At 46.5% G+C, this 25,327-nt stretch carries 22 protein-coding genes, 1 tRNA gene and 1 pseudogene; 7 read left to right on the top strand and 17 right to left on the bottom strand.

What is annotated here, in order from left to right; genetic code table 11:
* Positions 1-134 (top strand): annotated as a pseudogene (locus Q0R17_RS05225) (IS1595 family transposase); the annotation flags it as partial.
* A gap of 141 nt (positions 135-275) precedes the next feature.
* Here Q0R17_RS05225 and Q0R17_RS05220 read toward each other — a convergent pair.
* From Q0R17_RS05220 to Q0R17_RS05180, 9 genes are all read right to left on the bottom strand, one after another.
* On the bottom strand, positions 276-1,508 hold the full coding sequence (locus Q0R17_RS05220; RefSeq protein ID WP_293932766.1) for a type II secretion system protein GspD: 1,233 nt from the start codon (positions 1,506-1,508) through the stop codon (positions 276-278).
* Positions 1,505-2,566 (bottom strand): zonular occludens toxin family protein, encoded by a 1,062-nt coding sequence (locus tag Q0R17_RS05215; protein ID WP_293932764.1) that lies wholly within the window; start codon positions 2,564-2,566, stop codon positions 1,505-1,507. The genes Q0R17_RS05220 and Q0R17_RS05215 overlap by 4 nt, the downstream gene beginning before the upstream one ends.
* Before the next feature lie 3 nt (positions 2,567-2,569).
* On the bottom strand, positions 2,570-2,863 hold the full coding sequence (locus Q0R17_RS05210) for a DUF2523 family protein (protein WP_293932762.1): 294 nt from the start codon (positions 2,861-2,863) through the stop codon (positions 2,570-2,572).
* A 4-nt stretch (positions 2,864-2,867) separates the two neighbouring features.
* Positions 2,868-4,280 carry a hypothetical protein gene (locus tag Q0R17_RS05205; protein ID WP_293932760.1) on the bottom strand — a complete coding sequence of 471 codons (1,413 nt, stop codon included), beginning with the start codon at positions 4,278-4,280 and terminating at the stop codon, positions 2,868-2,870.
* A gap of 156 nt (positions 4,281-4,436) precedes the next feature.
* A complete protein-coding gene (locus Q0R17_RS05200; RefSeq protein ID WP_293932758.1) occupies positions 4,437-4,655 on the bottom strand; it encodes a hypothetical protein in 219 nt (72 codons plus the stop codon).
* A gap of 51 nt (positions 4,656-4,706) precedes the next feature.
* Positions 4,707-4,997 carry a hypothetical protein gene (locus Q0R17_RS05195; protein WP_293932757.1) on the bottom strand — a complete coding sequence of 97 codons (291 nt, stop codon included), beginning with the start codon at positions 4,995-4,997 and terminating at the stop codon, positions 4,707-4,709.
* Entirely contained in the window at positions 4,994-6,868 is a 1,875-nt protein-coding gene (locus tag Q0R17_RS05190) for a replication endonuclease (RefSeq protein ID WP_293932755.1), read from the bottom strand. The genes Q0R17_RS05195 and Q0R17_RS05190 overlap by 4 nt, the downstream gene beginning before the upstream one ends.
* 8 nt (positions 6,869-6,876) lie before the next feature.
* Positions 6,877-7,179 carry a hypothetical protein gene (locus Q0R17_RS05185; protein ID WP_293932754.1) on the bottom strand — a complete coding sequence of 101 codons (303 nt, stop codon included), beginning with the start codon at positions 7,177-7,179 and terminating at the stop codon, positions 6,877-6,879.
* Positions 7,180-7,256: 77 nt separating this feature from the next.
* On the bottom strand, positions 7,257-7,505 hold the full coding sequence (locus Q0R17_RS05180; RefSeq protein ID WP_293932753.1) for a hypothetical protein: 249 nt from the start codon (positions 7,503-7,505) through the stop codon (positions 7,257-7,259).
* Positions 7,506-7,600: 95 nt separating this feature from the next.
* On the opposite strand from Q0R17_RS05180, the gene Q0R17_RS05175 reads away from it, so the two are divergent.
* Complete coding sequence (locus tag Q0R17_RS05175; protein ID WP_293932751.1) at positions 7,601-8,125, top strand: hypothetical protein; 525 nt, start codon at positions 7,601-7,603, stop codon at positions 8,123-8,125.
* A gap of 8 nt (positions 8,126-8,133) precedes the next feature.
* A complete protein-coding gene (locus Q0R17_RS05170; RefSeq protein WP_293932750.1) occupies positions 8,134-9,135 on the top strand; it encodes a tyrosine-type recombinase/integrase in 1,002 nt (333 codons plus the stop codon).
* A gap of 47 nt (positions 9,136-9,182) precedes the next feature.
* Here Q0R17_RS05170 and Q0R17_RS05165 read toward each other — a convergent pair.
* The 5 genes from Q0R17_RS05165 to rpsU all read right to left on the bottom strand — a co-directional run bounded on the left by Q0R17_RS05165 (position 9,183) and on the right by rpsU (position 14,240).
* Positions 9,183-9,259, bottom strand: a tRNA-Ile gene (locus Q0R17_RS05165).
* 43 nt (positions 9,260-9,302) lie between these two features.
* Entirely contained in the window at positions 9,303-11,255 is a 1,953-nt protein-coding gene (gene rpoD, locus Q0R17_RS05160) for an RNA polymerase sigma factor RpoD (protein ID WP_293932749.1), read from the bottom strand.
* Positions 11,256-11,468: 213 nt separating this feature from the next.
* On the bottom strand, positions 11,469-13,385 hold the full coding sequence (gene dnaG / locus Q0R17_RS05155) for a DNA primase (protein ID WP_293932747.1): 1,917 nt from the start codon (positions 13,383-13,385) through the stop codon (positions 11,469-11,471).
* A 123-nt stretch (positions 13,386-13,508) separates the two neighbouring features.
* Positions 13,509-13,949, bottom strand: coding sequence for a GatB/YqeY domain-containing protein (locus Q0R17_RS05150; protein WP_293932746.1), 441 nt, complete (start codon positions 13,947-13,949; stop codon positions 13,509-13,511).
* 78 nt (positions 13,950-14,027) lie between these two features.
* Positions 14,028-14,240: a 30S ribosomal protein S21 gene (gene rpsU / locus Q0R17_RS05145; protein ID WP_046350429.1), complete on the bottom strand. Its 213-nt coding sequence runs from the start codon at positions 14,238-14,240 to the stop codon at positions 14,028-14,030.
* Positions 14,241-14,464: 224 nt separating this feature from the next.
* Here rpsU and tsaD point away from each other — a divergent pair, with 224 nt between their 5' ends.
* Positions 14,465-15,478, top strand: coding sequence for a tRNA (adenosine(37)-N6)-threonylcarbamoyltransferase complex transferase subunit TsaD (gene tsaD / locus Q0R17_RS05140; RefSeq protein WP_293932767.1), 1,014 nt, complete (start codon positions 14,465-14,467; stop codon positions 15,476-15,478).
* 147 nt (positions 15,479-15,625) lie between these two features.
* Here tsaD and Q0R17_RS05135 read toward each other — a convergent pair whose 3' ends face one another.
* Positions 15,626-16,276: a fumarylacetoacetate hydrolase family protein gene (locus Q0R17_RS05135; RefSeq protein ID WP_293932742.1), complete on the bottom strand. Its 651-nt coding sequence runs from the start codon at positions 16,274-16,276 to the stop codon at positions 15,626-15,628.
* Positions 16,277-16,308: 32 nt separating this feature from the next.
* Complete coding sequence (locus Q0R17_RS05130) at positions 16,309-17,244, bottom strand: CobD/CbiB family protein (protein ID WP_293932741.1); 936 nt, start codon at positions 17,242-17,244, stop codon at positions 16,309-16,311.
* 317 nt (positions 17,245-17,561) lie between these two features.
* Here Q0R17_RS05130 and Q0R17_RS05125 point away from each other — a divergent pair, with 317 nt between their 5' ends.
* Both Q0R17_RS05125 and Q0R17_RS05120 read left to right on the top strand, forming a co-directional pair.
* Positions 17,562-18,155, top strand: coding sequence for a superoxide dismutase (locus Q0R17_RS05125; protein ID WP_293932739.1), 594 nt, complete (start codon positions 17,562-17,564; stop codon positions 18,153-18,155).
* Between the two features lie 153 nt (positions 18,156-18,308).
* Complete coding sequence (locus tag Q0R17_RS05120) at positions 18,309-19,442, top strand: hypothetical protein (RefSeq protein ID WP_293932737.1); 1,134 nt, start codon at positions 18,309-18,311, stop codon at positions 19,440-19,442.
* Positions 19,443-19,520: 78 nt separating this feature from the next.
* Here Q0R17_RS05120 and Q0R17_RS05115 read toward each other — a convergent pair whose 3' ends face one another.
* Complete coding sequence (locus Q0R17_RS05115; protein WP_293932735.1) at positions 19,521-21,998, bottom strand: family 20 glycosylhydrolase; 2,478 nt, start codon at positions 21,996-21,998, stop codon at positions 19,521-19,523.
* Positions 21,999-22,323: 325 nt separating this feature from the next.
* Here Q0R17_RS05115 and Q0R17_RS05110 point away from each other — a divergent pair, with 325 nt between their 5' ends.
* A complete protein-coding gene (locus Q0R17_RS05110) occupies positions 22,324-25,041 on the top strand; it encodes a TonB-dependent siderophore receptor (protein ID WP_293932734.1) in 2,718 nt (905 codons plus the stop codon).
* Positions 25,042-25,327 lie beyond the last annotated feature (286 nt).

The raw sequence follows: 25,327 nt of genomic DNA, 5'->3' as shown, positions 1-25,327 counted from the left end.
GTCGCTATTTGGCAGAAATGCAGTATCGATTTAATCGGCGTTTTGATTTGTGCGCCCTAATTCCACGAATGCTACATGCATTACTCATAGCTAAGCCTTGCCCGCGTGGGAGATTAACTGAGCAAGAGACATAATCAGGTAGTTAATTTACTCTGATAATAGAATGCAAAAAAATAGACCACAATTGTGGTCTATTTTTATAGATACGAATCAGAACGATATACGTACATATATGAACTAGAAAATGACACTAAATCATAATGGCGTTCTGAATATCACAATCTCTGAAGTTTCAAAATAAGCAGAAACTCAGTCTGTCCTTTATCCCCAGATTTAGACAACGGAAATATAGGCAAAAATGAAAGCCCACTCTGTCCCGTCGTTTCTTTGTCCTCACTCAAACCACCGAGCACTATCACCTCTCCATCCTGAACGCTGACAGATGTTCGCAACTCCCTTTTAATCAGTGTGGGGCTATCATTGACACCATTATCCGTTTTTACAAAGTTAGACAATTGCTGGGCAATATCCAGATCAATAACGCTTTCCCGTACCGTTGGATTTAAGTCGAAAATCACCCCTGAACTTCGATATTCAACAGAACGAACAGGTGTTGAACTCCCTTGGGGATAACTAACGGTTCCAAGAATAGGGACTTCTTGCCCTACCATTAACCGGGAGCTTGCACCTGACCTGACGCGCAGCCTTGGCGAAGTGACAATTTTAAATCGCGTATCTGTTGATAGTGCAGAGGCAACAGCATCAATTGTGGCATTACTAAACTGGATCGAGTTTTCAAGCGTTTTTACACCCAAATTGAGCGAAAATTTCCCACCCAAAAGCTTTAGTGCCAATGAAAATGCAGAACCATCTGTTTTCGTGGTCGATACTTCATAAATGATGCCACTCACCATAACTTCACCAGAAGCAACATCGACCTCTACCAATAACCGCTTTAACTTCAGTATTTCATCGGGCGAACCATCAAAAACAAGCACGTCAGACTGCTGGTTCTGAATCATGCCAGCAGCAGATGCAGGTGGTGGATTAGACGGTGTTTGCTCACCAAGCTGTGTTTTTACAACCCGCTGAACAGAAAAAGCCCCGTTGCGAAAAACAGAACTTAGCAAATCAACGAGATATGGCAGTGACCGATACTTTGGCCGATAAACAAAGACATCATGATTTACTAATAAAGTTTCTGGTTTTTTAATAGATACAAAATCAATGCCGTTACGTGTTTCTATGACAATACCCAGCGAATCAAGAAAAGCTCGCCAAAATTGGCGAAGATCCCCTTTCTCTGATTCAAACCGAAATGAAACAACACGTTCATCACGCAGCACATCTGGCGAAATAACATACGGCTGATGTAATGCTTGCAAATATACGAGTCCAACGACTTGAGCCACACTGACCTGTTGAAAATCGAATTTAACAGGCTTTAATTGAGCTGAATTTACTGCCGACGATAAAAACAGGATTATGATTAAAAACACTTTTTTCATTTTGTCGCCTCGGTCTGAATAGCTGCCTTTAAAGGGACGCCAGAAAAACGCGTAACATGTTCACCGTCAATTTCACCGACCATAGAAATACCAGTTGAATAAAATGTACTTGGTGATTCAACCCGCAACCGGCCTGAATTATCTGACACTACAGACCAGCGTTCACCATTAGACTCAAATACCCCAACAACGCGCCAATTTTCAGAGAAAAGCTGCTTTTCCTTAACTGGGACAGCAGAAGGAACTTGAGATATGGATGTAGCAAGCGGGGGATTAAGCGAACTAGGTTTTGCTGATGATGAGGGATGAAAAAAACGCCACGCTAAAATTCCAGATACAGAAATAAAAATTATCACAAACACCGCATATGCCCATAGCGTTTTATTGCCGAAAATATTCTGGCGTTTATCAATTACCGTTTCTTGCCCTGCACCTCCGCTATAAGATTGATAAAGGGGAAATATTTTAATGTCGTAGCTTTTTTGTCGGCTATCAATACGTGTTTTGCTATTTAATTTCCATCCTTCGTGAATATCAACACGATATCGTTTTGAAAAACCTAGACTCTTATGTTTCTGCATCCTAAAAGTAAATTCAATTACATTTTTAACGCTCCGATGTAAACCAGTAACATCCTGGGTCATCAATACAACATCACATGCAACTGCAGTTTTCTCATGCACATAATGGCGGTGCATTCTAAAAAACTGCATGTGTTCATGACTTAGCTTGCCATTATCCGTCCCCCAAAATCGCCAAGCTTCATCAACTGCGACTAAATCACCGCCTCTAACAACGGACTCTAAATCCGTCTTTTCTTCATCTGGGAAAAAACACGGCTGAGATATTCTTTCATTAGTCACATGAATGATATTACCCAACTCATCTGGCTCTGCATTTTTATTATTAACTAAATGCTCATGAATTTTATCTTCATTAATTCCTGCCACATTAGTAACTACTCGACGACCTTTTAAAATGGCTTCTAAAATCACAGACGAAACAACTTCAAATGATTTCCCAGATCCCTGCAGTCCAGCATAAACATTAATTGCCATATATCAACCTATCACCGGGATTCTTCGAATTATAAAGCGAGTAACGTATGCAGAAAGAATTAATGGTATTCCAGACGACACATTGAACAAGTCCAAAAAATACCAGACTGATGCAGGAATGGCCCCAAGCGCAGAAGAAATTGAATTCGCATGTGGCAACAAACCAGACCCAATTAAAACTTGTATAAACTCTGTAACGATAAAAAATAAAGAAAAGAATAATACGAACTTAACAATAATTGATCTTACAACAAAGCCAAGTATTGTATTTAACGCCGATAATAAAATACCATACATGAAATTAAGCCCTCAAAATAATTATTGCCGCAGCCAATAACCAAACGGCGCCCATCACTGACAAAAGAATTGAGCGTTGTTCCTCTGCAATTTTGCAATGTGACTCAAGTACATATGTTGAGCCAAATGCATCAAAGGATGGCTTTGGGCATACCGATTGATGAGAAGGCATGACAAAAGATCGAAAATCAGGGAATAAATTAAATAGCGGTTGCAAAATCTGCTGAGCAGTCGGCGTATCTTCCAGGCGAGGTGCCCCAATATTGGGATCAGGCCCAATATTTTGTAATGGATTTTCGGCAGCAGGGTTGGTGTTTGTTGAAGAAGGTGGGTTTGTATTGGGGTCTTTGGCAGAAGAAGACGAAGACGGAACAGGGGGCAAGCTCCAAGGCTTATTAACTGCTGGCTGAGGATCAACAAAATGATGTACCTGCGGCCAGTCGGCCGCATTATTATTCTTCCACTCGACAAGTTCTGGAACGGTAAGGGGGTCATTTGGAAGGTAAGGCAAACCAGCGTACCCGGGCTTAGCGGCTGCATCACGCCACAGTTTTTCAAAAATTGGGATAATAATCTCTGGTGAAAGATCTTCTTCCAACTCTGCTGGGGATAAATTATTAATTGCTTGTGGAACAGTTAATTTAATAGCTTCAGGAGGGACATTCGGTAAATTTGGAACATTCTCAGGCAACTTCATAGGTGTAATGCAGCCTGTTGAATTTGATACCTGGCCTTGCGGACAATTTCGTGGAGCGCCACTAGAAAAAAACCCCGCTCGAAAATTAGAATAATTAGTTGTTGCTCCATTAGATATCGCAACACGTTTTACTATGCAATTAAATGTTGTTGGTGAATCAGCGGCGCAACCATCCAGATAAAAATTATAATCTTTGAATTTTGAGTATGTTGAGTTGTAAGCATCAGCAAACGCGGCCTGAATCGTGCTCATGGCATCACTAGCCATGTAATTATTCGTTTTCCAATATTCTCCGCCTTCAACTAAACCGCCAGTTGTAGGGGGCGTTGGTTTTGGCTTTCTTTTCTGCGTAATTGGTGTCGGATCATTTTCATTGGGTGAAAAAATCCACTCTATGGCTCCATTAATCGCCAAGTTAATTCCAAAAGTAACCACAGCTCCAACACCAGCAGCAATCGCAACTGTAGCCCAAGCTGGGGCTGTAATAGCTCCTGCCACGACAGCCGCAGCAGTTGTTCCAGCAACACTGGCTGCACCAAGAGACATAGAATTAAGAGTAGCCCCGTACCTCGGATCATTGACTGCGAACCCCCGTTTTGCTGCCTTGATTTGCACACCCGCAGAAAATACCCGCTGCATTGGACTGACTGGAAGAGCCTGACCTGCTAAAACATTTTTTGAGACAAATATGACAAACAACACAATCAGGAATTTATGCACTTTTAAACATCCTTTTTAAAGCCAGAGATTACAGCCCAAGCGCACACAATCCCCCATGCAAAAATGAACAAATACCACAGCTGATTAATTGTCATTTAAAGCACTCCAAATAATTGATGCGACTTTCGCCGCACCAATTTTTAATATCAACGAGTATTAACCACCCTTAATCATACCAATCACAATTTTTGCACCTTTAATTGTGATATATACGCCCGCCAACATTCCAGCAATTGCCAGCAAAGCGGTAATAACGGTGCCGAAATCAACAGCACTGGTTAAAGCAGTCAAATCTGGACCGGTTCCAGCAGCAAACGTAATTGGAGCTAAAACAGCGGCAATTACTAATAATCCTGCTTTTTTAAGTAATTTCATTTTTATATCCCTTATTTAAATACTGAGAAAACGCTCAGCTCGTTACAACGATTAGCCACGGCGGATTATGCCGAGAACTAAACCGATTCCGTGACTAACAAAATACAAACTTACGACTGTCGAAAATGACATAGCCCAAATACCCGACGCATATGCATAATCAAATTGAGCGACAGCAGCTTCAAAATTGTTTTGTTGTGATGTATCCAATAGATACGCCTGCGTTTGACGTGGCTGATAAAACTGACTGCCAATTTTTGGGCAAATTTGCTGCTGAACTTGTGTAGGTGCAACAGCAACGGGAGCACACACCAGCACATTTGCAACGATGCCTGCGCTCATGTGACACCTGCCATTTGCTGATTTATCGAATTGATAGTTGGCTTTAAACGACTTCTGCGCTTTAAACTCGTCTGATCAAATTCTAATATATTGGCAACTGCCAATTTATGTGTTCTACCAACTTCGGATTCAGTTTTTTTCTTATTAAATTCAATGGGTTGATCGTTTCTATAGTTATTGTCACTAGTCCGAGGAAAATCAAAAACAGAACCACCGACAAAAATCAATTCCCACTCACGTTCACGCGTAATGATTGAATCACCTGTTGCTACATCAATAAGCCCTTTAATCTTTTCCGTGGGCTCACGATATTTATTAAGACCATTGTCTTTCTTTAGTAAAACCTTGCGATCAACCTGCATAATTCTTGTAAATTCTGCCCAATCCCCACGATCTGCAGCATCAGCTGCCGCTGTAAATTCTTCGCTAACTTCGCCATCAATCCGGCGCAATTCACGCCATATTCCTACAGGTGGAGTACCAATAAACTGGAATTGACGAATGCCCCAGCAACTAGCCCAAGCATTCACGCGTTCTGCGGCATGAATTACATCTAAATCAGAATCAAAATCAGCAGCTAAAAAGCCTTGGGCATCAATCATTCCTGTACCATCGATATTCTTGCAGAGATATTTGATTAAATACCCCGCTGCGCTCCCACGCTTCCAATCAATATCTTTTACATTGAATCGATACTTCCATGCCATCGGCTCATCTTTATCCATAGCCTGAAAATATCGACGGAATAATCGCACGACCGTCGCACGATATTTTGGTTCGACAAACATCAACATATGCCAATGTGGGCATCCATTATGATGCGGCTCTGCAACCCGTATGCCGTACAGCTTAATACCGTGATCTGATAATGCAGTTCGGAGTAGGCCCCAAACGTTACATAAGTATTCATTAGCTTGCTTAGGGGTGTATTCCTGATACTTATCATTTCTAATTGAGTGCGTACCAGAATAATCTAATTTCTGTGCATGGAATTTCGACGGGCATGTAACTGTAATAAACAAACCGCAATGACCCAATTCCTGAGCGATTGACTCAATACCAGCAATACGCGTCATTAATTCAGCCATCCTTATTTCTGGATTAGAAACTGAAAGAGCAACAAAATCAGCAAGCGTAAATTCCTCGCCGAGATCGTTTACAACAATTATATTTTCGAGTGTATTTTTACTCTTGGTGCGTTGAGCAACGAATCTAATTAATTCATCGTAAGAAACATAAGGCGACTGTGATTTCCCGACAAATCCGAATTTAATTCGCTCATGCTCAAGCGCTTGCTTTTGATGAACGCGTAGTTTTCTTATCCACCACGCAGAGTCCATTAGCCGCAGAATCGCGCCCTCCAATGCTTCACTGTCAACCGGCGCAAGATATTTATCTAATGCATACTTAATTGTTTTTTCTGCAGCTACTTCTTCAGAGTTTTGACCGACTGGATTTAAACGAATAAATAATTTTTCATCCTCATTTACTCCACAAATCCCAGCCAAAAACTTCATGTCCCCTTGCGCTGCACTAACGCTGATTTCCCCACCCGCAAAACCCAAACGATTACGTGCGTAGATCTCTTTCATCTCATTTGCACGCTTTTTTGCCAACGCTTTCAACTCAGCATCATCTGCCGCCAGATCCGGCGAAAATGGAATACTGCTAAGCGAATCACGAAATTGTCGAAGCCAAAGGTTTGCTGCTGGTTCATTGACTGTATCGTGCAGCTCTTGCCATTTATTGCGCAGATATGGATGCAGCGATGAGTGAACTTTTTGCAGTACACCGTCAACAAAAGCAGCTTTACTAGCCGCTTGTCGCTGCTGAACTTTTTCAGGGTGAAAGAAATCAGAAGACGAGGCCATTTCTAGTCCTAGTCCTCGATTGACGAGAACGAATTAATAACGGGACGACGTGTAAAACGTTCCCCTGTGTCTTTGTCCTGATATGAAAATGACTTGCCACGATAGCCGCCACAAACAACAGAGACTTCAACTGTTTCACCAACCTGTCCAAGCCGTTTTCGGCTACGAATCTCAACTGTCGCTGGTTGCGAATATGCATCAGGCGATGGCAATGTCAGCTCTGTGAATACAACATCCTCAGATTTTCGAACTGCATTAACCCGCCCAGCAAGGAGCGTGCGATTCACGATGGTTTTTTCTGGCGTGCTCATGATTTGTTTCCTATTAAATTTGAATGTGTACAAAGTCCCCGTAACCGCGCAGCGAGCAGCAAATCATGTCCTCGCGCTCACGCGCTGCGGGCATGACTTGCTGGACGTTGCGCATCAAGGCTTACAATGTTGTCATTGAGTGGTTGAAACTCTTTTTCTAAACAGCGTGCATTAATCAAAGCAATGTTGACCAATGACCAACGTCCCATAGCAACGACCGGTAAATACCCGCGATCCACCCACTTATTCACCGTATCTAAAGTGACACCGCAAAGTTCTGAGAAGCGTTGGCGCGTAACCAGAGGAGAAATATCATTGCACGACATATGTACAGCCTTGAAAAGTGGTTAAAATACACGACTAGTGCACACAGTACATCATGCACCAATAGTGTATGTCAACCACTAAAGGGGGTTTAATAATGTCTTCTCGTGAAATAAAGGAAAGACTGTTGCAGATCATCCACACCTGCACGACTTCGCACCGCCGCCTAAAGCTGCTCGAAGAGAGCACTTCAATCAGTTCAGAACGGTGGAAAAACATGTTGGCCGGTAAACAACAGCCGACCGCAGATATGATCCAAGCCATAGCACGACAATGGCCACAATTTGCACTTTGGCTAGCAACGGGCATCACCGATAGTCAACATGGGCACATCTCCCCAGCCGAAGGATACGAATTTGAAATAAACCTTCGGCAAGACCCTGCGCGAAAAAGTGCAAACGCATATTTACGTCGAAAAGTTGAAATTTTAGAAACGATGTTTATGGAAGAGAGGAGTGAGCTTTTAGACAATGAAAGCCGTGAGATTTTTTCCCTTATGGAAAAAAGAGAAGAAGAGGATGACAAACTAAAAAGCAGGTTCGACCCACGCCTACTTCGCAGATCTAAATTCACGGTGGATCAGTCTAATTTCGCAACTGAACATGATTCCGAAGAACAATAAGAACACCAATGACTATTAAAAAAACTGAATCCGGCTGGATCGTTGATATTCAGCCCGGAGGAAGAGGCTTCAAGCGCTACCGCAAGACATTTGGCACAAAACGCGAAGCCCTAGAGTGGGAAACATGGCTGAAAGGGCAGCTCCAGCAAGAGCCCGATTGGCAGCCCAAAAAACGCGATACGCGTAGGCTTTCGGAATTATTAGACGTTTGGTGGATCAACCATGGCCAGCAGCTAAGAGCTGGTAAGAACACCCAATCTCGCTTACTTTTGCTCATCAATGCCATTGGCAACCCAACAGCAGATCAATTTTCCGCAGATGATTTTGCTGCCTACCGAGCAAAGCGACTTGAAGCTGGCATATCTGCAAATGCTATCAATCGTGAACATGCCTACTTGCGAGCCATGTTCAACGAACTTAAGCGCCTCAATCACTGGAGTGGGGAAAATCCACTTTCCGAAATTCGCAGCTTTAAAATTGTTGAGAAAGAATTAACATTTTTGACTAATGACCAGATAAAGCTGCTTTTTGCTGCTCTGTCCGAAAGCAGCAACCCCGACACTTTACTAGTCAGTCAAATTTGCCTCGCAACCGGTGCGCGTTGGAGTGAAGCAGAAGGGCTCAAGCCTACGCAGCTTCGACAAGGGGCAATTGAATACGCAGTAACAAAGAGTGGAAGAAACCGCACTATCCCGATTTCAGCTGAACTAGAGGCCGAACTTCAGCAGCTCGCCAAGGATGGGCGAGCACGGCTATTTGTGAACTGTTATTCCGCATTTAGAGAAGCCGTAGACCGATCCGGGCTTACTCTTCCCGCTGGGCAACTCACGCACGTACTGCGGCACACTTTCGCGAGCCACTTCATGATGAATGGGGGAAACATTTTGACGCTGCAAAGAGTGCTGGGACACAGTGATTTGAAGATGACGATGCGCTACGCCCACCTGTCACCAGAGCATTTGCAAGAGGTTCGCAGCCTGAATCCTCTGGCGCGGTTGACACTTGGTTGACAGTAGGCAAAAAAAAAGGACTCAGCCGAAGCTAAGTCCTTGATTTTTGGTGGGCCCGGTCGGACTTGAACCGACGACCAAAGGATTATGAGTCCTCTGCTCTAACCAACTGAGCTACAGGCCCGTCATTCTTTTATTTTCGAGCGGGCTCGAAAAGAGGCGCTATTCTAACCTTCGCTTGCCTGACTTTCAACAAAACTTTTCAGTCTTTCTGAACGAGTCGGGTGGCGAAGCTTACGCAAGGCCTTAGCTTCGATCTGACGGATACGCTCACGCGTTACATCAAACTGCTTACCCACTTCTTCCAGCGTGTGATCGGTATTCATATCAATACCAAAGCGCATACGCAGAACTTTTGCTTCACGTGGTGTAAGTGTATCTAACACTTCCTTAGTCGCTTCACGCAAGCCTGCGTAAATAGCGGCTTCAGCAGGAGCCAGATTGTTTGCGTCTTCAATAAAGTCGCCCAAATGGGAATCATCGTCGTCACCAATCGGCGTTTCCATCGAGATCGGTTCTTTAGCGATCTTGAGGATTTTGCGGATTTTATCTTCCGGCATTTCCATCCGTTCAGCTAGCTCATCAGGAGTCGGCTCAATACCGGTTTCCTGCAAGATTTGCCGCTGGATGCGGTTCATCTTGTTGATTGTTTCGATCATGTGTACCGGAATACGGATAGTACGGGCTTGATCGGCAATCGAGCGTGTAATTGCTTGGCGAATCCACCATGTTGCGTAAGTCGAAAATTTGTAACCACGGCGATATTCAAACTTATCTACCGCTTTCATCAGGCCGATATTGCCTTCCTGAATCAAGTCAAGGAACTGTAAACCACGATTGGTGTATTTCTTAGCAATCGAGATAACCAGTCGCAAGTTGGCTTCAATCATTTCGCGCTTAGCACGGCGAGCTTTAGCCTCACCCGTCGACATCTGACGGTTGATTTCTTTTAAGTCTTTAATCTGGATCATTGCATTAACTTGCAGCTGAGCCAGAGTTTGTTGCTTTTCCATAATGGCGTGCTGATAGCGCGCCAAAATAGCGGAGTATTTATGCCCGTAGTTGATCTCATCCACTACCCATGTCGTATCTGTTTCACGACCTGGGAAGGTTTTGATAAAGTGATCACGCGGCATTTTTACCCGAACGGTACAGATATCCATGATTTCACGTTCGCAGCTGCGGATTTCATCCACCATGCCACGTAGTTGATCGCAAAGCGATTCAACTTGGCGAGCGCCAAAGCGTGTAATCAGGAAGATCCCAGCAATTGCTTGCTGATGCTCCAGATAAGTTTTGCCGTGCGCGCCTTCTTTAGCCAGCGCTTTGATCATTTTGTCGAAGTGCTCACGCACGATGTCAAAATGCTCGCGCACTTGAGTTTTTAATAGCTCAAGATTGGCTTTAGCGGCTGCGCTACCGTCGTCTTCCTCGCCTTCTTCTTCGATCTCTGCCGCTTCGTCAGCATCCTCGGCTTCCGCTTCAATCACTTCGATTGGCGGTGGGGTGTTTTCGTCTGCGTTAGGATCAATAAAGCCGTCGATCACATCATCAATGCGGATCTCATCAGCCAAGCCTTTTTCTACCAAGCCTAAGATATAGGCAACAGTAGTAGGGCAAGCCGAGATCGCTTGGATCATGTGCTTAAGACCGTCCTCAATCCGTTTGGCAATTTCAATTTCGCCTTCACGGGTTAAGAGCTCTACCGTACCCATTTCACGCATATACATGCGCACTGGGTCAGTAGTACGACCAAACTCTGCGTCAACGGAAGATAGCGCTGCTTCTGCTTCTTCAGCAGCGTCTTCATCGGGCACAGACGGCGCCGCGTCGGACATGAGCATATCTTCAACGTCCGGCGCTTCGTCGTAAACCTGAATGCCCATATTGCTGATCATGCTGATGATGCCTTCGATTTGTTCGGCATCCAGCATGTCATCTGGCAGGTGGTCGTTGATCTCGGCGTAGGTTAGATAGCCGCGCTCTTTACCGAGCACGATCAGCGTTTTAAACTTCGCTTTACGTTGCTCGGGGTCGGCCTTCTCCTCGGAGGGCCGATTGGCCTCACGCAAATCAGCTTGCGTTTGGTCGTCTTTGTCGATTTCTTGATCTGCCGCCATGACTCTCGAGTTCAGGTATGTTCGGGAAAGCCGTAGATTGTATCACAAACTGATGACAACTCTTCGGCATAAGTGCATCCACCTTACTGCTATTGCAAAACGCCAAGTTGTTTGTACTGCGTATGGCTATCTGCCCAGAACCCTTATTACCCATGGTAATGCTAGGGTTCGCTTTGTATGCGCAGCAAACAATCGTTCGTTTTCAATGGCTGTTTATCGGTGAGATACGAGTGCTGCAAACTCCAGTTTTTCTCCCTCTGTTAGTCCACCATTCGCTTGCTTATAGGTCAGAGCATAAAAGCGCTCTTGCATCATCGGGCGAATCACACTGACTTCTACCGCTTTTAGCGTTGCTGCCAGCTGCTCTTCAAGCTCGGCCTCAGAAGCCTTGTCAAAGTACTCCCCGCCAGAAATACGCAAACGATGTAGTACATCGTAGTCAAACATTCCTTGCCATGACTCTACGAGTTGCAAACTACCCAATAATGGATAATTACAAATTTTATCAAGCAACTCTTGTGCTAAGCCTACCGCTTCGGTTTCTGGCCATGTTTGCCATACTGGCTCACTGCGCCGTGCTAAATCTGGATGCGCCAATACCAGTTGAATCAACTTATGTACCGGCCCAGTCGGCGCGGCTCTGGGTGCAGGCCTTGGCATTTGGTGAGCGGGGATTTTTTCACCCGCCCGCCCTTTCCACTTACTTTTAGGCTGCCAATTGGCTTGCCAAGTGCGTTTTTCTGGCTGAGCAACTTGCTGCGCCCAAGGCTGCCCGTAAGGCTCAGATGCCGATTCGCCTTGATAACTTTCAGTTGGCAAATATTCCGGCACAGATCTTACAGGGCCACCATCCAAAACGGTGCTTAATTCGCTCATTTCTAAGCGGGATAACTCTGCCAAGCGTTTGCGAATCATCATTCCAAAGGCTGGTGCTTTTACTTGAGCGAGCATTGGCGCGGCTAAAGCTATCAATTTAGCCCGCCCTTCTTCGCTTTCCAGCTGAACTTGACTAGATAATTCTTTCAGTAAAAACTGTGCTAGTGGCACAGAATCTTGCAATAACGCCGCTTCAAAGCGCTGTTGACCAAATTCTTGTACGTAAGAATCAGGATCGTGCTCGGCTGGCAAAAATAGGAACGCCAGTTTTTTACCGTCTACCAGTTGCTCTAAACTATTTTCTAGTGCCCGCCACGCGGCTTTCTTGCCTGCTTTATCGCCATCAAAGCAAAAATAGACCTCATCGGCCAGCTTTAATAGCTTACGAATATGTTCTGGTGTGCATGCCGTGCCTAGGGAGGCCACCGCGTATTCCACACCATGCTGATTAAGCATCACCACATCCATATAGCCTTCTACCACCAACACACGGCCACGATCACGGATCGCAGCTCTGGCCTGTGGCAAACCATATAGTTCCTTACCCTTCTCAAATACGGGCGTTTCGGGCGAATTCAAGTACTTGGGCGCACCATTACCCATAATACGGCCGCCAAAACCAATCACTTGGCTACGCTGGTTTAAAATTGGGAACAACACCCGCGAGCGAAATCGATCATAGCGACGCAGAGTATTTTCTTCTTCCGCCACCAAGCCTGCATCTTTAATGACCGCATTATGCTCATAATCTGCAAACACGGCTTTAAGCGATTGCCCATTACTTGGCGCAAATCCCAGCCCAAAGCGGGCAGCAATACGTCCTTCCACCCCGCGGCTTTTCAAATACTCAATGGCCGCCGGTGCCGTTTTAAGCTGGGCACGATAATAATTCATGGCGGTTTTAAGCACGTCATAAATACCAGGTGCGGCCTTGGCTTTTTCGCTGATGGGCGCGTCGCTCACTGGCACTTGCATGCCTACTGATTCAGCCAGCATCCGCACTGCATCTGGAAAACTCATACCCTGATGCTCCATCACAAAGCCCACCGCCGAACCGTGCGCGCCACAACCAAAGCAATGATAAAACTGCTTAGTTTGGCTCACCGTAAACGAGGGTGATTTTTCTTTATGAAAAGGGCAGCAGGCGCTGTAATTCTGGCCGGTTTTTTTCAGCGGCAAATAACGCTCAACCACGTCCACAATATCGACGCGATTCAGTAAATCTTGGATAAAATCGTCAGGTATTTTTGCCATCTTGTTGTTTTTCCAACCCTGATGGACCATTTAGAAACAAAAAGCCAACCAAAAATCTACATCTAAGCCTAAGAATTAAATGCAGATTTTCTAACCTCTGATGCACAGATCAGAGCCAATCAATTAAGCCATTGCCACTTTAACCAGCTTAGAGACTTCGCTCATATCGGCGCGTCCTGCCAGTGCAGCTTTTAGCTCCGCCATAATTTTGCCCATTGCTGCTGGGGTTTTACCATGGTTAGCCACTGCGCTCGCCACTGCTGCTGCGATTTCTTCTGTGGAACACTGCTGCGGCATATATTCAATCAACACCACCACTTCTTGCTTTTCTTTATCCGCCAAATCTTGGCGATTTGCCGCTTCAAACTGCCCAATACTGTCTTTGCGCTGCTTGAGCATTTTTTCAATCACAGCGGTCACCGCCGAATCATCCAGCTCAATACGCTCATCCACTTCACGCTGTTTAATGGCGGCCAGCAACAAACGAATTGTACCAAGGCGATCAGCTTCTTTTGCTTTCATCGCGGTTTTCATATCGTTCTGGATTTGCAGTCTTAGGCTCATAGATTCACTCCGTGAATGAAATAGAAATGCTAAAAGGCCGCTCTAGGCGACCTTTCGGCATGCGCTGCTGTAAAACTCTTAGTAGAGCTTTGGTGGCAGTGTTTGGCTACGCAGGCGCTTGTGCTGACGCTTTACAGCAGCAGCTTGCTTGCGTTTACGTTCAGCCGTTGGCTTTTCGTAGAATTCGCGCGAGCGAAGGTCTGTCAACAAACCAGTTTTTTCAACAGCACGCTTGAAGCGACGCATCGCAACTTCAAACGGTTCATTTTCTTTTACGCGTACGTTAGGCATCGAGCAATCCTGTTTTACGATGATCTCAAAAAAAGACCAGAATCGTTTACATCAATCAAGGCGTAGCATTATCCATAAACTAGAGCCACATGTCAAAGCCCAATCATCAACAGGCCATCGTAAACCTACTGCGATGCCCAATGGCTGCGTTTAAAAATGGCACTTTATATAATTGCATCAGGCCGTTAAGATGGCGGATTACATCACTTTTTGAGTACGCTGGCATGCTGGTATTAGGCATTGAATCTTCCTGCGACGAAACCGGCATTGCGCTCTACGACACCGATGGCGGGCTGCTGGCGCATCAAATCCACTCACAAATTGCCATGCATACCGAATACGGCGGCGTGGTGCCCGAGCTGGCCTCACGCGATCATATTCGCCGCGCCCTGCCGCTCACCTCGGCTTGTTTGGCTGAATCAGGAAAAACGCTGGCCGATATCGATGCCGTTGCCTATACCGCGGGGCCTGGGCTATCCGGTGCGCTACTGGTAGGCGCTTCGGTTGCCAATGCACTGGCGTTCTCTCTAGGCAAGCCTGTAGTCGCCGTACACCACCTAGAAGGGCATTTGCTTTCTCCGCTCCTAGCCAAGCCCGCGCCTGAGTTTCCTTTTGTTGCTCTATTGGTGTCGGGTGGCCACACCCAGCTCATGGCCGTACGTGGAATTGGTCAGTACGAAATCCTAGGAGAAACTGTTGACGATGCTGCCGGAGAGGCTTTTGATAAATCGGCTAAATTATTAGGCCTTGGCTACCCCGGTGGCCCAGCGCTATCTAAGTTGGCCGAGCAAGGGGATGCAAAACGCTTCACCCTGCCGCGCCCCATGCTGCATTCAGGTAATCTAGATTTTAGCTTTAGCGGGCTAAAAACGGCCGTACTGCAACTGGCTCAAAAGCAAGCCGAGCTAGACCCGCAAACGCAAGCCGATATTTGCGCGGCGTTTCAAGAGGCGGTGGTGGAAGTACTTAGCAAAAAATGCTTAGCCGCGCTTAAGCAAACCGGCATGAATCGCTTGGTGATTGCGGGGGGAGTTGGGGCCAATAAGCAGCTACGTGCGGGCTTAGATGCCGCCGCTAAAAAACGCCGCTTTGAAGTGTTTTATCCGCCACTCGAATTATGTACCGACAACGGCGCAATGATCGCATTTGCAGGCGCACAGCGCCTGAAATTTGCAACGGCGGCGGGAAGCTATGCAGTGAAGCCACGCTGGGATCTATCCAGCCTAGATGCGGTTTAAAAATCTACCTGATGATGTTTCTTGCTCATTTTTTTGTTGTTTATCTGAGATGATCAACGTGAATAGAGCTAACTTGTAGGGGCGCTGCTTGCTGCGCCCTCGCTGGATAGGGCGCAGCAAGCAGCACCCCTACAAGATATTGGTCAATCAAGCCACCACAAAAGTCTCATCGATTAGCTCACCCAAGCTGAGTCTTAAGCGATCTCCCGATTGGATTTGGCCGACGCCTTCTGGCGTGCCGGTGTAAATTAAATCGCCGACTTGCAAGGTAAACCGGCTAGAAATCCAAGCAATCAAGGTAGCAACATCAAAAACCATCAGCTTTGTGTCGGCCTCTTGCTTGATCTCATCATTAATTTCAAAAGAAAACGTCACCGCAGATGGATTGCTGATAGCGCTGGCGGGTACAAATTTAGTCAGCACGGCTGCGCCATCAAAGCCTTTAGATAAAGTCCACGGCATGCCATTTTGTTTAGCCTTAGCTTGCACATCACGGGCGGTTAAATCTAATCCTAGGGCATAACCAGCGATATGCTGTAGTGCGTCTTCAGCAGCAATATTCTTGCCGCCACAGCCAATTGCCACCACCAGCTCGGCCTCATGGTGCACGTCTTTAGACCAAGCAGGCAGTTGTAGCGCTTCACCAGATTGCCGTACGGCAGAATTAGGCTTGATAAACACCACTGGCTCCGTACCAATACTCGCGCCCATTTCCGCTGCATGCGCAACATAATTACGGGCCACACAAAAAATATTGTTCACATTTATGACAGCTTGATCAATCTGAATGCTTGGCATTTAAGACTCCTATGAATAAACTCAAGCTAAGCTTACAAAACTGCAACAGCTCCTAGCCAAGACCCCAGGCTAAATAGCAGTACGATAGCAATCCACAGAATAGCCGTGCGCCAGATCAAGCCCACGGCACTGGCTAAGTAATCGGGAGTAGCGGCATCGCCAACGCCTAGCTCAGGGCGAAATTTAACCGTGTGATCTTGATGCAAAGTGTCGCCCAAACGCACACCAATCGCCCCTGCTCCGCTCGATAATAAAACGCCGTCAATATAATCCGCCCAAGATTGAGCTTGGGTGCGCCAGCAATAAACGGCATCTTCAAAATTACCCATAATGGCAAAGCTGGCGGCGGTTAAACGTACCGGCAAGTAATCGAGAATTTCAAGCGCGGTCACGGCAAACTGCCCAAATGGACCTGAACTGCGGCCCCATTTTTGTGCCAACAAACTAGCCGCGCGGTAGAGCAGCGCACCTGCTGGCCCCACCAACCACGCCAGCACCACAAACCAAAACAGCGTACCAAACACATAACGATAAGAATCAGCCAAGCCTTGCTCGATGGCCACTTTAGACACTTCATCGGCGCTCATTTCTGATGCATGCTGGCCATTCCAATCCGAGAGCAAAGCGCGTGCAGCGTCTAAATCATCCGCCTGCAAGGCCTTGGAAATACCTGAAAACGCATGGCTAAACTGGCGAAACCCCATGGTGAGGTAAAGTATCGCCACGCTCCAAAACAGAGCAAAGCCCACATTGATGCGGCACAACAAGGTATACACCGCAAACGAAATGGCGAGCAAAGGCAACACCAACACCAGCCATGCGCCTACGCCATTTCGATATTCGCCAGCATTAAGGCCACGCTCCAATTGATTAGCAAGGCGCACAAAAGCCAAAGTGAATAAATTACGATTAGATAAAGGCCGGAACTGCTCCAGCGCCAGAGCAATAATAAGTGCAAGAATAGTCATTTTTAAATTCCTGAAGCCGAGCTTGCCGACAACTTTTTGTAGACGGCGAAAGATACCACAGGCAGCCGCCTGCCCCAAAACCGAGTGTTTCTACCACATAGGCTAGTTTGCGCGCAAAACAACTGCAAACATACTGTAAGCATCAAAGGTAGTGCAATCATTTAGCACAGATTAACGACTTAATTTGCCAGAAAGCTGGCAAAATACTGCCATTATAAAAATTAAGCTACCGCTCAGAACTTGAAATTAATGGGGATAGTCCCGATATTTAATCAAAGTTGTTTAGCGCCCAAAAACATACCCAATCGGAGATCACGATGGAACACAAACTGCCTGAATTGCCTTACGCACAAGATGCTCTTGCTCCATTTATGTCAGCAGAAACGCTGTCTTATCACTACGGCAAACATCATCAAACCTACATCACCAATTTAAACAATTTAATCAAAGGCACTGATAACGAATCATTGTCGCTTGAAGAAATCGTTAAAAAAGCCCCTGCTGGTGGTTTATTCAACAATGCAGCGCAAGTTTGGAACCACACCTTCTTCTGGCTAGGTTTCAAGCCAAATAGCGACGCTGCTGACCGCGCTCCTACTGGTGATTTAGCTGCGGCTATTGATAGCGTATGGGGCTCATTTGCTAAGTTTCAAGAAGCTTTCAATACTTCTGCTGCTGGCAACTTTGGCTCTGGCTGGACATGGCTAGTTAAGAAAGCCGATGGCACCCTCGCTATCGTAAACACCTCTGCAGCAGCTACCCCGCTAACAAGCGCTGACACAGCGCTGTTGACCTGTGATGTGTGGGAACACGCTTACTACATCGACTACCGCAATAGCCGCCCTAACTACCTAACAGGTTTCTGGAAGCTAGTTGACTGGGATGTAGTTGCTGCACGCTTAGCTGCTTAATTGAGATTAAAGGGCACGGCATGCCGTGCCGCTACAATAACGTCTGGCGCTTACATACAACAGTATGTGAGCCTAGGCGTTTTTTTATATCGATCAAATGAGCGATCAGCTTATGCTTTCGCACTTAATAGTGACCCTAGCGGATAAACTTAAATGAGATTAAAAGCGGCCAGCCTCTGTCTTAGCCTGATTGTTAGCGCCCATAGCCTTGCGGCCAGTGTGGAAGAAAAACGCTTAGATGCGGCCCAGTCGGCCATGCCACATTTGCTAGCGCCTTTTGAGACACAAATCAGCAAACTTGGCAGCGACTTAGCCACGGCAAAAAATAGCCCAGAAGTCGATACACTGTTAATCAGTGCAGGGCAGGCGCTTTGGAGTAATGCCCGCCAGCAAGCACGGCAAACCACAGACGATAGGCCACTTTACTGGGCTCGCCTCGCGATGACTCAGCAAATCCGCGATGGCAAGATTGGCTTTGATGCTGATACGACGCAGCGAAATAGCTGGTTAGCCCTATTTGAGCAAAGCAGCCGTGGCACTCAAGATATCCGCTACACCAATGGAGTAAAACGCATTCTGCTGACGGGATTTGATCCATTTTTACTGGATAGAAACATTAATCAAAGCAACCCATCTGGCCTAGCCGCGCTGCTGCTCGATGGTAAATTTATAGAAGTGAATGGCCAGCAGGCGCAAATTGAAACCGCAATTGCACCGGTACGCTTTGCCGATTTTGATGCTGGTTTTGTAGAAGATCTACTTACGCCCTATTTTAAATTGCCCGTAGATTTGATCGTCACCGTCAGCATGGGGCGCAAAGATTTTGATTTAGAGCGCTATCCAGGCCTGCGCCGCTCGGCTGATTTTCCGGATAATTTGAATATTAAAACCGGCGGCACGCTAAAAAATCCCGTGTTACCCCTGCTCAAGGGATCAACCTTGGCCGGTGCCGAGTTTGTAGAGTTTGGCCTGCCCGCCAAAGCGATGTTGGCCGTGCAACAGCCCTTTAGCGTGCATGACAACTGCACCATCAGCAGCCTGCGCCAAAAAGAGTTTTGCCCAAAGAATTTAGCCGAATTGGCAAAAGAAGTGTCGGTAGAAGGATCGGGCGGCGGCTATTTATCCAATGAGATTTCCTACCGCAGCCTGCGTTTACGCGATCAGCTTGGAGTAAAAATCCCAGTTGGCCATATTCATACCCCAGCCATTAAGCAATATGACGCGGATAAAGAAGCGGCGATTGTTCAGCAAATAGCAGAGCTGCTAAAGGCTGCGCTGGCGAAATAGGCGGGTGTAAGGGCGGGTTTAAAACCCGCCCATACCGCGCTCTAAAAACGCGTGGGCAAAAATCTCGCCCACCCTACATTAAACTGTTCTACTCTTACGCCCACTACGGCTAAATGCGGCGGCTTTGACGACCCCATTGGCAGAAAATGGGGCGGTATATAGCGTGGACGTGGCAGTTGGCTCGCTGCCATCCAAGGTATAACGCAAAGCCAAGCCTGGTGCGGACACATTCAAAGCGACTAAGCCATCTGTGCATTGCACGCCCGGCAGCGGGATACGGTAGCCATAACCACCTAAAAAGCCATCTAGGCGGGGCAATTCACGTTGGCCTAAGCGATTGGCAAACTGGTTCCAATCGGCATCCATTTTGGCATCACGCTCAGCTTTATTTGCAAGCGAAGTCCAAGCTGGATCTACCGCCCAAGCCCGCTCTGCCAAAGCAATCACCCGTGGCATGGCCAAATATTCAACCCGCGTTTGATTGCGGGTATTTTCGCCCCACAGTTGGCCTTGAATCCCCAATACGTTTTGTTTACCTGCTGGCGTTAAACGCTGCATTTGCGCCACTTTGCTCACATCTAATGGCTTGCCCAATAGATCAACCGTGGCCGTAGTGTAAATATCCAAAGGGCAAAACTCATAAGCGCCACGCGTTTCAATAAAGCCGCCCCAGTAATAGCCTGGCTCTTGCGGATCTTTGGCGTAAGACAAATCAAAGTAAAGATTGGTCACGTTCGACAGCACCACCTGATAGCCCGCATTAGCTAATTGGTAAGCAATATCTTCCTGCCCCCAGCCCCAAATATTGTTCCAGATATAGGTCTGGAACTTAGCCTCAATAAACTCAGGATTGGGGCCATGCTTGCCGTCTTGCTTAGACAGCGCAATTTCTTCCCAGCCGCCAAACACCAGATTATGCTTTTGCAAAATAGTGCGATAACGGGCTAAAAAGTAATTTTGCAGCGCTTGAATCGACTCCATACCCTGCTCTTGCATAAAGGCTTGGCAGATTGGCGAGCCTTCCCACGCGCCATGCGGCACTTCATCCCCGCCAGTGTGCATGGTAGTGAGTGGTGCGCCAGCCTCAGCAAACATCGCCTTCATATCCACCAGCACCGTTTCAATAAAGCGGTAGCAAGATTCCTGACCAATACACATCACATTGTCGCGCCAGAGCTGCACCGATTCATACTTGGATTGATCGTTGAAATCACTCAGCAAATATTCCTCTGCCCCCGCCAAATCACCCGCTGCTTTTAAGCGCTCATAACGCAGCTCCATCGCCTTAATCGCAGCACGGGCATGGCCTGGCACGTCGATTTCTGGGATCACTTCGATATGACGGGCCGTGGCAAATTGTAAGATCTCGATAAACTCGGCCCGAGTATAAAAACCCGTCCCCGCTGATCCTGCCACTTCAGCACCCGAGCCAAAGCTAGGCAATAAACTGGTTTTTTCGCCCACGCTAAAGCCACGCAAGGAGCCAAGCTCAGTAAGCTCGGGCAAGGATGGAATCTCTAAGCGCCAGCCCTCGTCATCGGTGAGGTGAAAGTGAAATTTATTTAGCTTATACAGCGCCATGCAATCAAGTAAGCGCAGCACCGTTTCTTTGCTCGCAAAATTACGGCCCACATCCAAGTGCATGCCGCGATAAGCAAAGCGTGGCGCGTCCAATACTCGGCCCAATGGCACCGCCAGCTCGGCTTGTGGATTCTGGTAGCTATCCACCGGTAGCAACTGGCGCAGCGATTGAATCCCGTTCATCACCCCTGCTGGGCTAGCGCCGGTAATAACAATGCCCGCCGCGCTAATTTCTAATAGATATGCCTCTAGCGGCGCGCCACTTTCTGCCACGCTGATCGCGCCAATTTTTAGGGTAATCCCCGCGCCAGTGCTGGCTCTTTGCAGCTCTACCCCACTGACATCCCTCAGCGCTGCACGCAAAAACGCCGCCTCTTTAGCCAAAGGCTCGCTGTGCACAATCAAAGTACGCGCCGTAATCAGGAATTCACCTGCGGCCCAGCTGGCCTCCAAGGGGGTGGGGGTAATCTTGCCCACGGTATGACTTGCGAGCAGGGTGAGCGCTTTATTTTCTTCAAAGCGTAATGCTGCCGTCATGGTCGGCACTTGATCGCTAAGGCTGCGATTACATTGCTCTGGTCGGCTAAAAGGCACGATCTCTGGATCCCCCATCGCTTCGGCTATTTCGTTTTTATAAACAATATAAAACCCCAGCGGAGCGTCCGTTTCATTAATCACCCACAACAGGCCTTGATAGCGAATCACCACCGATTCGCCCGCAGCTAAACCTGCAAACTCTGCTGAAGGTATAAAACGGGAAAGATCGCCATTTACATGCTCAACGCAAAAACCACCTTGCACACTTTCCGGCTTAATCTTGCGGCAGCTATTAAAATACAGCGCCCAATCTTGCCCCGTTAACGCCACATCAGAAAGATTAGTAATAGTAAGCTCGGCTAAAAAATGGTCTCCCTCGTAATGATTAGTCAGGCATTCCCACTTTAGCTGCAATTGTGCACCGGCTGGCTGCGTCATCTTGTCTCCCCGTCCCTATGATTTTTTTGAAAACATCACGCTCAACAGCGCACAAAGAGTTTAGAAGCATTCACCCTGCGAAAACAGCGAGGACTTTGCTTGTATTGCGGAATTGCTAAGGCCAGATAGAGCACACAACAAACCCAAACCCCCTCGATAGCAGGCACTCCACGCCATTTCATTGCTCCTAGTGTCATAAAGACGCAACAAATAACAAGCCACCTCATTTAAAGCGGGAATATTTACTAGGTAATTGTTACGATCTGGTTAATCGCTTACTTACAAGCGCCTCCAAAAAAAGCAAAGTCGTTACCTAGGATCAGAGATGAAATTCCCAATCAAAGCCTTAGCCCTCGCGCTAGCGAGCATCAGCTACGTATCTTTTGCAGTAGCCGAAGACTCGCCAAATAAAGTACAACGCGTTGAAGTAACGGGTTCCAGCATTAAGCGCATCGTTAAAGAAGGCGCTTTACCGGTTCAGCAAATATCCAGAGAAGAAATTGTTCGATCAGGGGCCACTAACGTTGCTGAATTGCTGCAAAACATTCCTGCTATGCAAGGCTTTTCTGTTGCAGCAACGGCAAATGGCACTAACTCGGGTGGTAGCGTATTTGCCTCACTGCACGATATTGGCCAGTCTTACACCTTAGTTTTACTCAATGGACGTCGCGTCGCCCCACAAGGCTCGGGCAGCAGTGTTAACTTAAACGCCATCCCAATGAGTGCAATTGAGCGCATCGAAGTGCTTACCGATGGCGCTTCGGCAGTTTATGGCTCAGATGCGATTGCCGGTGTAATTAACTTTATTACCAAGAAAAACCTGCAAGGTGGTCAAGTTGATGCTAGCTACAATGCGCCACAGCAATCAGGCGGCGGCTCTTCTTGGAACACATCGCTCACCTACGGCTTTGGCAATCTGGATGAAGATGGCTTTAACACTTTGATTTCTTACCGCCACGACGAACAAACTCCGCTCAAAGCTAAAGATCGTGACTTTGCTAAAACCGCTTATTTGCCAGTGAGCTACAACGGTAATAACTATATTTTTGATAAAACCAGCCCATCATCTGTTCCAGGTAATGCAACGGTTCAATTCAAAGATTCAAAAACTAATCCTAATAAAACCTTTAACCCTGGCCTGAAAAAAAATGGCAATTGCGGTGAATTAAACGTCCCAAGTTTAACCACTAAAGATGCATGTGGTTTTGACTTTGTAAATACCATTGAAATCTATCCAGAATCAAAACGAGACAGTTTATTTGCTAATACTCAGTTCAAAGTAAACGATAACCTCAAGTTCTTTGGCGATATAGCTCTATCACGCTATGACCTGACCGCCCGTATTGCACCGAATGCTGTATCGATTAATTTTGACAAAACATCACCTTATTACACCCAATCTATCAAACCATACCTCAATGCAGCACAAGATCTAGATGTAAAAAAAGTGGGGGTTACTTACCGCACCTACGACTGGGGCACTCGTGATACCCAGACGCTGACTGACTCTAACCACTTTGTTGCTGGTGCTGAGGGAGAAGCACTAGGCTGGAGCTGGAATACCGCCTTAACCTGGTCCCGCAATGAGCTGGAAGAGCGTTATGTTGGCGGCTATATGAAAGATACTGAATTCCGCGATATGTTAGCAAAAGGATCTTTCGATCCATTCGCCCCGATTGGCTCACAATCTGACGCGACTAAGCAGCTGATTAGAAATTCTATTTTTAATGGTGCAGTTCGCACCGCATCCACCACACTGAAAGGCATCGATGCCAAAGCCTCTAGTGAAGTGTTTACTCTACCAGGAGGTGCAGCCAGCATTGGGATTGGAGCGGATTATCGAGACTATCGTTATGAGCAATCCCCATCTGCCAACGGCAAAATTTATGCCTTTAATGATATCCCAGCTTACGATATGCACCGTGCTACCTATGGCCTATCTGCAGAATTACTTATGCCTATCGTGCAAGATTTAGAAGTCAGCGCGGCATTGCGTTACGACAATATCAATAAAATTGATAATGGTATTACCGGCACCACCATGGGCGAAGACATGGCGGCGAGCACCTATAAACTGTCTGCCCGTTATCAGCCAACTAAATCTTTGCTAATTCGTGGCTCGATTGGTACAGGCTTTAAAGCACCAGATATGCTGGATATTGCACAGCCTTTGGTAGCGTTTGGGGTAACTCAAACAAATACTTGTCCATTTCCTAATACTCCATACTGCAAACCAGCAACGATCTCTGCATACGATATGCTTAAAGGCGGTAATCAAAGCCTAAAACCTGAAGAGTCAGAGCAATACACCATTGGTTTCCGCTTTGAACCAACATCAAACTTCTCATTTGGTGCAGATCTTTGGGATGTAACCATCACTAACCAAGTGTCGGCAGTTAGCCAAGAGCTGGCTTTTAGCGATCCAGCTAAATACGCCAGCTTATTTACGCCTAGTGCAGAAGCAGGCACTGGCGACATGTACTGGGCATTTAAAAGCATGTCCATGAATATTGGCCAATCTCATACTCAAGGTATCGACTGGGATTTCAACGGTAATTACAAGTTTGATTTTGGCACCTTATCAGGCACTTTATCCGGGACTTATCTCATTGATTCATCCTATACTCGTGCAGGTACAGATAACGATTGGACAGATAGCCTAGGCCATACTGGTGAAAACAATGCCGTATCGTTCCGCAATATCATCAAACTAACGACAGCGCTAAAAACAGGTGCATTCAATAATGCGCTTACTATCAGCTTCCGCTCAGGCTATGGCGATACAACCGCATCTGTACGTAATTTAGCCACTGGTAAAAATGAGCTGATTACCTTGGATGTACCAAGCTACACCACCATGGATTGGCAAGGTACTTACAACATCAATAAAGCATTTGAAATTCGTGCGGGTGTTAAAAACATCTTAAATACTGAACCACCAATGAGCTTGCGTACGGGTAATGGCCACCAAAATGGCTACGACCCACGTTACACAGACCCAATGATGCGTTCTTTCTACATGAGTGGTAGCTACAAGTTCTAAAACCACGGCAAACATTTGCCCATATACAAAGCCCAGTCTCAATGCTGGGCTTTGTTACATTTCAAACAAACTCATTGATTAGAGCGCCTTAACGCCTATTAATTAATTCAGAATATATAAATATTAATAAAAACTAACAGTAAGTAAAAGCAAGATAAATGCTTTACTTCGTCAGTCTACCCTGCTAAAAATTCCACATAGTTAGCAATCAGTCGCCGATATTCAAGGCAAATCAGGTCGTTTTTGGGTATCATTACGACTTCCCGAGGCTTTCCAGACAAGATCA

The sequence above is a fragment of the Iodobacter sp. genome (genome assembly GCF_025352645.1).
Taxonomy (GTDB): domain Bacteria; phylum Pseudomonadota; class Gammaproteobacteria; order Burkholderiales; family Chitinibacteraceae; genus Iodobacter.
The sequence above is the reverse complement of the archived record's forward strand: the minus strand, read 5'-3'. Positions and strand labels throughout refer to the sequence as shown.